Origin of the sequence: Pseudoalteromonas sp. CST2 (assembly GCF_028599385.1) — a bacterium.
GTDB lineage: Bacteria > Pseudomonadota > Gammaproteobacteria > Enterobacterales > Alteromonadaceae > Pseudoalteromonas > Pseudoalteromonas atlantica.
This window is the reverse complement of the sequence record NZ_JAQREO010000006.1, coordinates 126,690-140,650: the sequence shown is the minus strand read 5'-3', so window position 1 is coordinate 140,650 and position 13,961 is coordinate 126,690. Positions and strand designations below refer to the sequence as shown.

Annotated in this window: 13 protein-coding genes; 4 read left to right on the top strand and 9 right to left on the bottom strand. The window is 38.3% G+C overall.

The features are described 5' to 3' along the window. Window positions 1-182: 182 nt before the first annotated feature. Entirely contained in the window at window positions 183-1,235 is a 1,053-nt protein-coding gene (locus PSH41_RS10440) for a glycosyltransferase (RefSeq protein WP_273589713.1), read from the bottom strand. 41 nt (window positions 1,236-1,276) lie between these two features. Then, on the bottom strand, window positions 1,277-2,167 hold the full coding sequence (gene galU, locus PSH41_RS10435) for a UTP--glucose-1-phosphate uridylyltransferase GalU (protein WP_273589714.1): 891 nt from the start codon (window positions 2,165-2,167) through the stop codon (window positions 1,277-1,279). Window positions 2,168-2,466: 299 nt separating this feature from the next. On the opposite strand from galU, the gene PSH41_RS10430 reads away from it, so the two are divergent. The 4 genes from PSH41_RS10430 to PSH41_RS10415 all read left to right on the top strand — a co-directional run bounded on the left by PSH41_RS10430 (window position 2,467) and on the right by PSH41_RS10415 (window position 7,088). Continuing rightward, entirely contained in the window at window positions 2,467-3,123 is a 657-nt protein-coding gene (locus PSH41_RS10430) for a transglutaminase-like cysteine peptidase (protein WP_273589715.1), read from the top strand. A gap of 25 nt (window positions 3,124-3,148) precedes the next feature. Further along, a complete protein-coding gene (locus PSH41_RS10425) occupies window positions 3,149-5,152 on the top strand; it encodes a bifunctional diguanylate cyclase/phosphodiesterase (protein ID WP_273589716.1) in 2,004 nt (667 codons plus the stop codon). A gap of 22 nt (window positions 5,153-5,174) precedes the next feature. Beyond that, on the top strand, window positions 5,175-5,684 hold the full coding sequence (locus PSH41_RS10420; protein WP_273589717.1) for a hypothetical protein: 510 nt from the start codon (window positions 5,175-5,177) through the stop codon (window positions 5,682-5,684). A 96-nt stretch (window positions 5,685-5,780) separates the two neighbouring features. Next, window positions 5,781-7,088, top strand: a complete 1,308-nt coding sequence (locus PSH41_RS10415; RefSeq protein ID WP_273589718.1) for an O-antigen ligase family protein — start codon at window positions 5,781-5,783, stop codon at window positions 7,086-7,088. A 160-nt stretch (window positions 7,089-7,248) separates the two neighbouring features. Here the strand turns inward: PSH41_RS10415 and PSH41_RS10410 are convergent, their stop codons facing one another. From PSH41_RS10410 to pabC, 7 genes are all read right to left on the bottom strand, one after another. Continuing rightward, entirely contained in the window at window positions 7,249-9,108 is a 1,860-nt protein-coding gene (locus PSH41_RS10410; RefSeq protein ID WP_273589719.1) for an alkaline phosphatase D family protein, read from the bottom strand. A 3-nt stretch (window positions 9,109-9,111) separates the two neighbouring features. Beyond that, entirely contained in the window at window positions 9,112-9,891 is a 780-nt protein-coding gene (locus PSH41_RS10405; protein ID WP_273589720.1) for a TatD family hydrolase, read from the bottom strand. Window positions 9,892-10,255: 364 nt separating this feature from the next. After that, entirely contained in the window at window positions 10,256-10,582 is a 327-nt protein-coding gene (locus PSH41_RS10400; RefSeq protein ID WP_004587696.1) for a PilZ domain-containing protein, read from the bottom strand. Window positions 10,583-10,593: 11 nt separating this feature from the next. Beyond that, window positions 10,594-11,508 carry a DNA polymerase III subunit gene (locus tag PSH41_RS10395; protein ID WP_273589721.1) on the bottom strand — a complete coding sequence of 305 codons (915 nt, stop codon included), beginning with the start codon at window positions 11,506-11,508 and terminating at the stop codon, window positions 10,594-10,596. Between the two features lies 1 nt (window position 11,509). Beyond that, window positions 11,510-12,136, bottom strand: coding sequence for a dTMP kinase (gene tmk / locus PSH41_RS10390; protein ID WP_004587694.1), 627 nt, complete (start codon window positions 12,134-12,136; stop codon window positions 11,510-11,512). A gap of 7 nt (window positions 12,137-12,143) precedes the next feature. Beyond that, window positions 12,144-13,130, bottom strand: coding sequence for an endolytic transglycosylase MltG (gene mltG / locus PSH41_RS10385; RefSeq protein WP_273589722.1), 987 nt, complete (start codon window positions 13,128-13,130; stop codon window positions 12,144-12,146). After that, window positions 13,124-13,927: an aminodeoxychorismate lyase gene (gene pabC, locus PSH41_RS10380; protein ID WP_273589723.1), complete on the bottom strand. Its 804-nt coding sequence runs from the start codon at window positions 13,925-13,927 to the stop codon at window positions 13,124-13,126. Before pabC ends, mltG begins: the two co-directional genes overlap by 7 nt. Window positions 13,928-13,961 lie beyond the last annotated feature (34 nt).

Here is a 13,961-nt window from a genome sequence, read left to right as displayed (position 1 = left end):
ACAGACAGATTAGTAATGAATAAAGAAAAAACATTCTAAGACTGGCTTTATTTGTAAACATAACTTTTTTGACTTAACCTTATCTTATTGCATATCTGTATAGTGAGTTTTAAGCTATTTTCATCAAAAATCTTTCATTCAATTTCTATCCCACCACTATAAAACCTATTCAAAAAATGAGTTTACAATTTTTTGACTTGTTTCACTTCGAAATAAAACTCTACGAGCTTATTTTGCGAGATAGACCAATCAAGTTTTTCAGGTAATTCATATTTTCCGCCTTTTTTAAAATAAAGATGATACAGATCAGATGCTTCTATTATAAAGTCAGCGGTAATTTTATTTTTGTATGTATGAATGATACTTTTATTAAACAGCTCCCCATACTCTAAAAAATTATTACTTTCAGGTAAAATAACAGGTGTATTAAAGGTTATAGATAGTAAAGCACTCCCTGAGTTAAAGATCTCTTTGAATGGCAATATAGACAAATCTGATGCATTAAAAAAATACTGTAAATCACTATCTTCTATAAACTTATTATAAATAATTATATTTTCATTACTGCCTTTAAGGGTTAAAACCTCTTGATAATAACTTTCTGATTCGAATTTACCGGCAATTAATAACACGTCGTTTTTTAATTTATCTGACTCGTTAAATACATTAATTAACTCAGTCAAATTTTTGTATTTTTTGATCTGCCCTAAAAAAAGAAAAACTCTCTTATCTTCACAAATCCCTAACTTATTTCTTGCTTCATATTTTGACGATTCGTTTTCATAAATTTTACTATACAAGCCATGGTATACCACTGTTTTTTTAATTTTTTTAGGCAGTGCAAAATGTTCGGTTGCAACAATTTCATTTGTATTTGATAAAGAAACAATCCCATCTACAAGAGGTATGTACAACTTCCAAAAAACTCTATTTAAAACCTTATATTTTACTTTATGAGGCTTTAAATTATGAACAGTCCAGATTATTTTTTTCCCAAATAATTTCGCATATGAAAGTACAAATATTAATGTAAAAGAATAAAAAAAAGCCTTTATTAAAAAATTACTATTTAAATACCACTCAGGCCAATGTATATGTATAACATCATAATTTAATTTTAGTGCTTCACTAAAGCTAAACTCAGAAACATCAGCTCCCTTCATACCCGTATATAATAGGTAATTGTAAGGATTTGATTTCTTATTTTTAAATGCTGGGAATGCTAATACTTTCAATTTACACCCTATAATATATGATTAGAATTAAGTTAAATTAATTAAGAAAGCATTTTAACTACACGGGATTTAAATTCTTCGCCCATTTGGCTAGACTGCATTGCGTATTCAACATTTGCTAGCATGTAACCTAATTTAGAGCCACAGTCGTGAGATTTACCTTTTAAGTGGTAAGCTTCGAGTGTTTCTAGGTGACGAAGTTGAAGTAGCGCGTCGGTTAGCTGTATTTCGCCGCCTGCACCTGGTGGTGTGTATTCAAGCAAATCCCAGATAGTTGGAGACACCACATAGCGGCCAGTTATGGCTAAATTGCTTGGTGCTTCATCGTTATTTGGTTTCTCGACCATGTTTGTAATGGCCGCATTTTCGCCTGCGTTAATTTTTTTACCGGCTAAATCTACTACACCGTATTGATGCACCTGCTCTTGCGGAACGGGCTCTACCATCACCTGGTTATGGCCTGTTTTATCAAAGCGTTCGATCATTTGGCTTAAATTGTCGGTTTTTGGATTTGACTTATATTTATCAATTATTACGTCGGGTAACATTACCGCAAACGGGTTATTGCCGACTATAGGGCGCGCTGCAAGTACTGCGTGCCCTAAACCTAGTGGTGCTGATTGGCGAACAGAAATAACAGTAACATCTTTTGGTACTATTGAGCGTACTTCCTCTAAGAGACTACGCTTAACACGTGCTTCTAACGTGGCTTCTAGCTCAAAGCTGGTATCAAAGTGGTTTTCTATTGAATTTTTAGAGGCGTGAGTAACCAGTACTATTTCTTTAATACCTGCCGCAACGGCTTCGTTGACTACGTATTGAATGAGAGGCTTGTCTACCAAAGGTAGCATTTCTTTAGGAATAGCTTTTGTGGCTGGTAGCATACGCGTACCAAGGCCAGCAACAGGTAATACTGCTTTTAAAACTTTCACTTTAAGTCCTTTTTTAATTATTTTGTAAAATACGTAAAAAAGAACAAGAAAAAGCCTAATTCCGTTTAGCGTACTTCACTTACCGTGTGAGTTTATTATTATACACACCACAACAATGTACTCAATAAAAAAAGCGTCCTTTAATATTGTTTTTTTGTTAAATTTATGTTGCACCAAGTTAGCCTGAATCGCACTATTTTAGTGCTTCTCATGCTTTTATGTGATCTACCTTTTTAATGCTAACAATACTATACTAGGCTTGTTTTATTATCAGGGAATACTTAATTAAAGGAACGTGTGTGCGTTTAGGGCTTTGCATAGTATTAGTGATTTCGTTTTTTGTATGCGCGCAAGATATGCTTATGTATTTACGCAACAGCGATATAATTGCTCGTGCGCAAAAACAATATGGCAGTGAAGGCCATACACGTATAAAAAATTGGTTAAATTTTATAGATGAATCTGCAGAAAAAAGTGAATGGCAAAAAATTCATTTAGTTAATGATTTTTTTAATAAACATATTAAGTATAAAACCGACGACGACCTATGGCATCAAAAAGACTATTGGGCGACCCCGCTCGAAAGTTTGGGTATTGGCATGGGTGATTGTGAAGACTACGTAATAGCCAAATATTTTACTTTAATGGCATTGGGTGTTCCTGAGGATAAAATACGATTAATGTATGTTAGGCAAAAAACGGTTAATCAACCTCATATGGTTCTTATATACATTGAAAACCCCAATCAAATTCCTTATGTTTTAGGTAACTTTAATACTAAACTACTGCCCGCCAACAAACGCCGCGATTTAACCCCTATTTATAGCTTTAATGGCCAAGGTTTGTGGCTAGCAAAATCGAAAGGCCTGGGTAATAAAGTAAAAAACAGCCGTGGTGTATCAGCTTGGAACACCATGCTAGAGCGAATTGAACAAGGTGAGCTTGCTCCCATATAGAATAACGTTAAAGGAATTATTAGTTATGTCGTCTTTTTTTAAAAATGGCTTGAGCTTAAAAACGCAAGTTTATGGGTTAATTATAGTCATTTCATTGATTTCATTTTGTGTTCGGGTACTTACCGATGTAGATACCACTCGCCAGTATTTACAAACGCAAATGGGCAGCCATGCCCAAGACACTGCTACAAGTTTAGGGCTTTCTATTTCCCCCTACCTTGAAGAAGACAGCATAATGATTGCTCAAACAATGGCAACGGCCATTTTTGATTCGGGTTATTATAAGCAAATAAAGTTTACTAATGCCCAAGCAGAGGTAATTTTTGAACTTGTAAACCCTAAGCGTGTTGAATCGGTGCCTAATTGGTTTATAAGTGCAGTTAAACTAAACGCGCCAACGAGGCAATCTGAGTTAAACAATGGTTGGATCATGGCAGGTACGCTTGAAGTAACAAGCCATGTTGGGCAATCGTATCTAACCCTTTGGGAACATACTAAACGCAGTTTTTATGGGTCGTTTTTGTTATTAATAGCATCACTGGCTGTTGCATTTTTAATACTACGCGCGGTGTTTAAACCATTAAAAGCTGTAGAAAACCAAGCCCACTTAGTTACACGTAAACGCTTTACACTCAACGATGAAATACCTGTTGCCCGCGAGCTGCGCACCGTTACAAAAGCAATTAATAATATGGTTATGAACCTGCAAAGTACGTTTGACTCACTTACTAAGCAAACACAAGCCCTTACCGAAGAAGTATATATAGACCCTTTAACTGGTTTAGGTAACCGAAAGTCATTTGATAACCATTTTAGCTCGGTAGTTGATTCTATTAGCGATGAAACTCCCATTACCGCAATGATGATTACCCTGCCCTCGCTTGCAAACATTAATAAAACGGTAAGCTACCAAGACGGTGATGAGCACGTAAACGAAGTGGCAAACATACTCAAAACCACGTTTGGCGAGCTTACTAATGCAAAAGTGTTTAGGTTAAATGGCAGTACTTTTATTGCCCTTGCGCCCTACGATAGTGATTTTTTAAATAGAACTCGCCTTGAAATTACTGATGCATTTAGCCAGCAAAAAAATAGTTTGCATGTTAATGGCTTTGCTAACTTTGCGTTAGTAAGTGTAGAAAAAGGAATGCCTGTAGGTCGCGTATTATCAGCGTTAGACACGGGCTGTACAATTGGTGACACAAACAATAATAAAATAGATAAAGACACTTTATTTAGTGTTAATCAGTGGCGCTCACTTATTCAGTCTATTTTGGCCTCTGGCGAGGTGAGTTTTTCAGTCCAACCAGTGAAGCGTGCTAACTCACAAAATAAACAATGTTATTTTGAGGTGTTTGCTCATTTTATTTTTGAAGGAGAAAAAGTTAATAATGGGCATTTATTTGCTATGGCTGAAAAGCTAAATTTAACTGAAGAGCTTGATAAAAAAATAATACGTAATTTTGTTAATGTAAAAGAACAACACCCAAACGATGTATTTGCACTTAACTTGAGTAAGGCGTCTTTGTATTCAACTGATTTTATTGAATGGCTAACGCTTTATTCACATACAAAGCCTGTTATAAAAACTAACTTGTTATTAGAACTACACGAGATTAGCTTGCTTTATAATGTTCATATTGCCTCGCAACATATAGACATAATAAAAGACATAGGCATTAATGTGTGTATTGAACATTTTGGTACTAGCCTTACCTCCTTTAGGTATTTACAAGGGCTAGATATTGAGTATGTAAAAATAGACGGTAGCTACATACAAGACTTATTAGATAACAGCCAAAGCCAATTTTTTATTCAAACAGTTAATAATATTTGCCATGGCTTTGGTATTAAAGTTTTAGCCTGTTTAATAGAAAAACCTGAAACATTAAAGGTACTTGAAAGCTTGGGCTGCGATGGTGTACAAGGCAATTTAATTATGCCGCCTTCTAAAGTCATTAAAACTAGTAATAATGGCGCAAATAAAGAGTTTACTTTTTGCACCGATACGCTAAAATTTTGTAATTAGATATTCAACCAAGGGATCAGAGATGAAATCACTTATTTTAGCTAGCTTATTTGCTGGCGCATCAGCACTTACAGTTTTACCTGCTTATGCACAAACGGACACAGATGCAGTAGTTCAAACTGAAGGCATGGCTAATTTAGTTAACGTTTTAAATAATGCCACTGCGGAAACAGCGCCTGAACAATTAAAAGCCAACTTAGTTACTGCTATAAACGGTGTATGTACCGACTGTACCCCCGCACAAGTTGATTCTATGATGACGGTAGTTGTAGATGCAATTGGTGCAGAAAGCCCGCTAATTGCTGACTTTTTAGCTGCGCTTGTTGCTGCAGGTGTTGATAGCGATGCTGTAACGCTTGCTGCAATAACAGCTGGGGTCGATGCAACTATTGCATCAGAAGCAACAGCAGCTGGTCCTACAGAGCCTACCTCACCAGCTGGCCCTGTAATTGTAACCTTGCCTACAACAACCGTTCCTCAAGGCGCTGGCGGTACCGGTGGTGACGCTGGTATTTCTGAAGTTGGCAACTAAATAATAATTAGTTTTATAATACAAACGCAGCCTAATGGCTGCGTTTTTACTTTAAACACTATTGTTTAACTATTAGCTCGTTTTTTTGAGAAAGCTGTGAATCGTCTTATATTTTTTTTGCTGTGTGCAATTGTTTTTTTGCTGCCCCTTCCTTTAGGTAGCTACCGACCCTGGGCCATTATGGCAATGGGTATTTTAATTTGTATAACCTTTGTTTTTCACCTGTTTAATAGCGCTGTAAATAACCAAACGTTGTACCCTCCTCGCTATTCTTTACCCATTATTTCTGCTTTATTATTAGTATGCACTATGTGTACTTTGCAATTTTTTACTGTGAGTTTAGACCCCTTTCAAACAAAACAAATGCTGTTGAAAACGAGCTTTATGGTTTGCTTTTGTTGGCTTATATTTATTTATTGCAATAATAGTGAGCGTATAAAAAAGCTTATTTATACCATTATTGCAGCGGGTGTTTTTCAGGCTTTGTATGCAACTTACCTAAATCTGTCGCCTGACATGCTCAGCCCTATTTTTGGATATAGGCACACGCAACGCGCCATAGGTACGTTTACTTACTCTAACTTTTTAGCTAACTATTTAGCGCTATGTTTATGTTTGGGTATTGGTGTATTAGTGAGTGAATTAAAGCGAGGTAATCATGCAAGTGACCTTACATTTAAACAAACTTTGCGCGCTTGGACAGAAATACTATTAAGCTCAAAAATAATTTTGCGTATATCGTTAATTATTATAATTATTGCGCTAATTTTAACGCGCAGTCGAATGGGTAATTCAGCCTTTTTTATAGCACTGATGGCTGTTAGCTTGTTGGCTTTGTTTGTTTACAATAAAAAACCTAAAGCGTTTAAGTTACTTATTATTAGTTTTTTTATAATTGATTTGATCATTATTGGTGCAATATTTGATGTAGAAAAAGTAAAGCAACGTATAAGCGAAACCAGTATTCAATCTGAAACACGTGATGAAGTAGTTCGTGATTCAATTCCGTTAATACTCGACAAGCCTTTATTGGGTTCAGGTGGCGGTACGTTTTATACAGCCTTCCCTGCGTATCAATCTGAGCCATACTCTGGTTATTACGATAATGCTCATAACGACTATATTCAATTTGCTGTAGAGCTAGGTATACCCGTAACATCAGCTTTAGGAGCGCTTATTTTATATTGCTTATGGTTATGTATTCAGACAATGCGAAAACGTAAAACAGCCTTATATCAAGGAGTCGCATTCGGCTGTGCAATTGCGATTATAGATATGTTATTGCATTCTTCTGTAGATTACTCGCTCCAAGCTGGCGCTAACTCAATGTTGTTTATGGCTATATTATGTTTGGCGATTTTAAGTAATAAAATAGTTGTTAAGCGAGGGCGTGATTTTAAATAGCTACTTGTTAAAAATATTTGCACAAAGAGGTTTAGAGACGCTGCGCTTTAGAGTAGTGATAAATAAAATGCCAAGATTGGTTATGTCTTCTCATTTACTCCTCATTTTCTTCTCTTTGTGCAATTAAGGTTTTAATTCACTCAACAAATTTTTCGCGGCTTTACTGCTCTTCTAAATCAAACTCGGTGGTGTGGCCGTCGCCGTGGATGAGTTGGTAGCGGGATAGGTCGCCGCTATCTAACGTTATTAGGCTTATTGCGGAGTCGCTTACTAGGTACTTTTGGCCTTCACCTTTGGTTTGGTGTTTATCTACTTCCATGTGCCAGCGTTTGGTGAAAAAGTTAAGCGGGCTTTTGGGGCCGTATAATATTGAGTCTAGCTTATCGAGTACATTAATTAGCTTACGCGGAAATTCGTTTTTGATCCCGCTGGCGGTGAGCTGCCATATTCGGTTTGGGTGATCGCCAAAACGCTTTTGCACCGAAAAACAAAAAGAATAATGCACATCACCCGATAGAATAAGCGTTTCGTTAGGTGTGTCTGTACGCCTAAAGGTATCAAGCAGTTTTTTGGCCGAGCCTTCGTGTGCCATCCAGTTTTCTACATCAACCATAAGCGGCTGGCCGCACATATTAAACGCCGCCTGTATTGCTTCTATTGATTTAACGCCAAACACTGGCGCTGGCGATACAATAATTACTTTGCTGTGGCTCAGCAGGCTTTCTTCAAGCTCTGTTAAGCGCTCCCAATCAAGTAAGCCTGAGGGTTCATTAAAGTTACTTTCGTTACGCCAGCGGTGCGTGCGGGTATCAAGCACAACTACTTTAGGCGTGGTGGTAAGCTCATAATGCCAATAGTTAAATTCGTTCAGAGGCTTATCAAAGGCTTTAAACTGCCAAATATTATTGGCGCTACGGCTTTGTTTAAAATCATCTATAAGCGCGCCGGTTTTATGTAGCGCGTCGTTACCGAGCCCTTGAAATAGCCAATAGCTTATTAGCCCATTATTAATGATGCGTTTACTACTTGGGTTTTGATTTATAGCTTGCTCCCACCCTGCTGTTAAGTTCCAATCATCGGTAACATCGTGATCGTCAAACATCATCAAGGTAGATACATTAGCAAATAAACGCTCTACGCTGTTTAAGCCTTTTGCGTAGTCAATTAAGGCCTTTTTTTCGGCGTTAAAAATGGTGTTATTTTTTTCATTGCCTTGTGTGTAATGGCAATTTTTAATATCAACGCATTGCCACGCGGCGGCACTAAAGTTAAGTAAATACAGCGCTATAAATTCTTCAAAGTGAATTAAATGATTATGCGCTTTTACGCTAGAAAAATGAGGCTCGTCTTTTTTTAGCCAGTATCCAACGCCCAATTTTGAACGCTTTTGCCATGGCGTTTTTGGTAAGTAATGATGGCGGTTAAAAAGCTGCTCATTTATATCTGCTGGTAAATTGAGCTCAAGCGGTTGCTCTTTATAAATACCCAATGCATCTATTAGCTGATGAATAGCCAGTAGCATAGGGCCGGCTACATCATCGGCGTAAACTTGGTCTCCGCTAAGGAGTAAAAGCTGTGCGCCCTGCAGTTTATTACTGCGCTGGGTGTTTTGCCATTCACTTGCTGATACTAAGCTGTCTTTTGCTGGGTGATGGGCGTTGCGACACGAGCCATGCAAAATATGCGTAAGCTTATTGGCAATTGCAAACGAAGGCGCCGTTTGCCCTTCAAAGCACCAAGGAGTTAAGTCAATTTTTTGCTCGTTAATATGCAATGTATACGCTAATAATGTGTCGAGCGGAAACTGGCTATCAACAGGTTTTATAATTATAAAATGCAGGTAAAGGTGTTTACCTAATGCAATGCTTTGCTGCTCGCTGTAGCTTTGTTGGTTTTCAAGTGTGATTTGGCAATTGCCAGGGCGTGAAGTAGCAAACTGTATACATATACCACTTTGCTCAGCTCGGCGCACCATAGGCCCCATTAATAAAAGTGGGAGTTGCGCCGATTGAGTAGTCATGTGTTAGCCTTTTGCTGCTAATTTAAAAAGTGAATAAAAGTTATCAGTCGTTGCTTTTGCAAGCTCGTTAAAGCTTATGCCTTTAAGCTCACTAATATAGTAGGCAACATCTTCTACATACGCAGGCTGATTTGTTTTTCCACGGTACGGCACAGGTGCTAAATAAGGCGAATCTGTTTCGATGAGTAATTTATCAAGTGGGATTTGTTTTACAACTTCTTTAAGCTCTACGGCATTTTTAAAGGTAACAATGCCTGAAATAGAGATATAAAATCCCATATCAATCGCTTTTTTGGCCATATCCCAATCTTCGGTAAAACAATGCAGTACGCCACCGCAGTTTTCTGCTTTGTGCTCACGCATCAAGTTAATGGTATCGGCTCTGGCATCACGAGTATGAATAATCAGTGGCTTTTGTAGTTCGTTTGCTACTTCAATATGGCCAACAAAACTGGCTTGTTGTACTGCGTGCGTGTCTTTTGAATAATAGTAATCTAGGCCTGTCTCGCCAATCGCGACTACTTTTTCATGCGACGCTAAATCAATGAGTTGCTGTTTATTAAGGGCGTCTTTTTGATCAAGCGGATGCACGCCACACGATGCCGATACATCGTCGTAATGTTTAATTTTTTCAAGCATGCTTGGGAATTGATCAAGCGTTACACTTACACATAAAAAGTGCTCTACTTGCTTTGCGCGGGCGTTGTCGAGTACTTGATCTAGGTTTAAATCTAGTTTGTCAAAATCAAGACGATCTAAATGGCAATGAGAATCTACAATCACTATACGGCCTGTATGGTTTTGGGTGTTAAATTATACTAACCTGCAAAAATACCTAGTTGTACCAATTTGCAATAATACCTAATCATTTTGCGGGGCTAAACGTGTCGCTACCTGCGTTAAAAAATTCTTATTTACGACTGCATGGATTCAGAGCAATGCAGGAGCAATTGCCGAGCATAACTAAATAGCGAATTTTTTACCTAGCTATCAACACGTTTTTCCAGCCTTAAAGTAAATCACTTAAGTAAGCGAATGGGTATTAAACGAGTTGATATAAACAAGTTAGTATTGCAAGTTAACGAGAGCTAAGCGCTCGCTAACCGGCTGCTTTATGCATATCACTATTAAGCAAATGCGTTTAAAACTACATGGTATATGTAGGATTACCAGAGTTTAACATAGTGCCTAATAGCTTTTCGATTTTAGCGTTTAAATTTGTTTTATCATCTAAAAAGCTAATGCCTATACCTGGTGGGTTAGAGCTTTGTGCGCCTTGTGGTGTGATCCAGGCAACTTTACCCGTTACCACGTCATCTTCTAGCGCATCAGGTAAAGTCACTCTAAGCGCTAAAGAGTAGCCGATTTCGTAACGCATATTGGTACGTACAAATAGACCGCCCTTTTTTAAATAAGGCATGTAGCAGCGATAAAGTTCGTCAAGGTTATCTACATCAACTAAAAGCTCTTGCATATGTATTCCTATTAAATGTTACGCAGGGCATGCGCTAAACGCGACACTGCTAGAGGTAAATTTAGCCCGAGTACCTCTGTGCTATTTTGTAAAAATTCATTTAACGCTTGCTGAGCACTTTGGTACGCGTCAAAACTTAAACCCATTATAAGCTGCTGTTTTAACTGCTCGCTTAAAAATAATGTAAAAATGCGTATTAGCTCAGGTTGTTTGTTTATAATATTTACAAGCGGACTAAAATTATGGCTTTGTTTAAACTCAGTTGCAAATTTATATAAAGTATCAATATGTTGCAGCTGCTCTTGCGCTTGCCACTGTTTAATTAAAAGTGGTTGCGTATAAAACAAAGGCAGCCACACATAGTCACTAATATTTAAATCGGCTAACCAGGTTTTAGCCGCTTCTGGGTTTGCGACTTTAATGTCTGTTTTGGCACAGCGGCTTAAAATGGTGGCAGGTAACTGCGCAGTGTGGCTTGTGGTTAAAATTAAAAAGCGGCTATTGCTGGGCTCTTCTAAGGTTTTTAATAACGCGTTTGCTGCTGCCGTGGTCATTTTTTCGCAGTTTTCAATAATGGCCACTTTATTGCCATTTTGTGCAGCAGAGTGGTTCATAAAATCGCTTATCGCACGAATATCGTCAACACCAATGCTTTGCCCTTCAACTTGCGTTAGCCGTTTATCAGGGTGGTTACCCGCAAGTGTTAATGAGCAACTTTTACACTGGCCGCACGGGGCTAACTTGCTACCTTCGCTTTGCATATGGGTATTAATATTTTGACATAATAAGCTATTAGCTAATTGCTCGCTTAGCTCAAACTTACCAACGCCTTTTGCCCCGCATAACAACTGCGCATGATGAAAACGCTGCGCTTTATAACTTTGCGCAAGCTGTTGCTCTACGTTATTAAGCCACGGCAATGCCATGTTATTTTAACCCTTCAAAAAAGGTGCGTAGTACATTGGTTATATCGCGGTGTACTTTATCAATACTTTGGTTGGCATCTACGGTTTTAATTGAGCTATCGTCATTTGCCAGCTCAACATAACGCATGCGCGTGCGCTGAAAAAACTCAATGGCTTCTTGCTCAATTCTATCAAGCTCTCCACGGCCTTTAGCACGCTCAAGGCCTATTACGGGGTCTATATCTAGGTAAATGGTTAAATCAGGTTTTAACCCTTTTAATACCATAGACGACAAAGACGATAACGTATTAGCGCTTATGCCGCGCCCGCCACCTTGATACGCTTGAGATGATAAATCGTGGCGATCTGCTAATACCCACTGCCCTTTATCAAGCGCCGGATTAATTACATTATGCATAAGCTGCGAGCGAGCTGCGTACATAATAAGTAGTTCGGTTTCAAAGGCTATGTCTTCTTCATGCTCGGCTTTTACTAAAGTACGTAAAGACTCGGCAAGCGGTGTCCCGCCGGGCTCGCGTACGTTAATAAAGTCTATTTGTTTTTTATTTAAAAAGTCTTGGCATAACGAAATAGCCGTTGATTTACCTGCGCCTTCAAGGCCTTCAATAACAATAAATTTTGGTTTCATATAAAGTTTAATTCGTTTTATTTAATATATACGTTTTAACTGCCGCGTTGTGTTGCTTTAACGTGGTTGAAAATTGGTGACTGCCATCGCCCTTCGCCACAAAATAAACATACTGTGTTTTAGGCGGATTAAGCGCTGCTAAAATAGCCGCTTTTGAGGGCATGGCAATGGGTGTTGGCGGCAGCCCTTTAATGCGATACGTATTATAAGGTGTGTAATCGCGTAAATCTTTTCGTTTAATGTCACCGTCAAAACTCTCCCCTAGGCCATATATTACGGTGGGATCGGTTTGTAGGCGCATATTTGCGTTTAATCTATTTATAAATACGGCGGCTATTAAGGGGCGCTCACTGGCAAGGCCTGTTTCTTTTTCGATAATAGAGGCCATGATAAGTGCGTCATATGCGTTTTTATATGGTAGGTTTTCTGCACGTTGTGGCCATGCTTGCTCAAGTGTTTGCTGCATTTTAACGGCTGCACGTTTTAATAAACTACTGGCAGTATCACCGCTGTGATAATGATACGTATCTGGAAACAGCCACCCTTCTAAATGGCTTTCTTCACCTACTATTTGCTGCGCCAGTTGCTCTGTATTTAAGTTATTAGTTAAATGCGGCGCACTACTAATGGCTGCTATCACTTCGCGTAAGTTTTGCCCTTCAATAATAGTAAAGCTAAAACTGATTTGCTCGCCGTTGTTTATTTTTTTTATATTATTAATAACGCTTGTATTCGTTAGCTCGTACAAGCCGGCTTTTAAGTCGGTTAGTGTTGGGTCAAGCTTTGCAATTACTTGGTAACGCCAGCAGCTTTTTAACCAATTATTAGCTTGCCATTGTTTACATAGCTGGTTAAAGCCCATGCCTTTTTTAACTTCAAACTGGGTAGGCGTTGTTATATTTAGCGGGCTAGTTATTGTTGCTTGTAATTGCTGATACCCTACTAGCGTTGTAACTAAAGCTAACAATAATACCGATAAAATAACTTTTAACACTTAGCCTCCTTGGCTAATAATTCATTTAATAAACACATGCTTTGCTCAACATTAAATGTATGTTGTTCTATACTACTAACGGGCACAGCGCCCATTAAGCTATTACAAATAAATACAGCACTAGCTTGGGTTAATTCATTTAGGCTTACTTGCTTAAATTCAACCGCTAATTTATCACATAACGATTGCAGATAAACCCCTTTAATACCGCATTGCTCAAGGCTTGGCGTATATACCTTATTATCACGAATAGCAAAAATATTAGCTGCCGAGGCTTCAATCACATTGTTTTGATGATCGAGTACTAAAACATCGTCACATTGCTGTTTTGCCATGGCATTTTTAATCAGCACTTGTTCTAGTCGGTTAAGTGTTTTTAAACCGGCTAATAAAGGTTGGGCTGCTAATTTTATTGGGCTTAGGGCTAAACTCACCCCTGTTTTAGATAATGCTGGGTAGCTTTGTGGAAACCCTAACACGGTAATTAAAATGGTTAAATGGGTGTGTTGCGGCAACCCATAGCCTCGCCCACCTTCTCCGCGGGTGATCACTATTTTAATCACATTTAATTGGAAGCCAGTAATCGCTTTTGCAATATGTTGCTCAAGCTCAGTAAAGTTAATAGCAGGAAACGCTAAGCGTTCTGCGCATTCTACCAAACGTGCTTTATGGTACTGCCAATGCTCTACCTGCCCAGCAATTACTTTGGCTGTGGTAAAAAAACCATCACCGTAGTTAAGGCCTCTATCGCGTGTATTAATCGAACTTGTATCATCGGTTGTTATTATTGTTTGCATATTGAATGGCTTGCATAAAAAAAGCCCAGTTAAA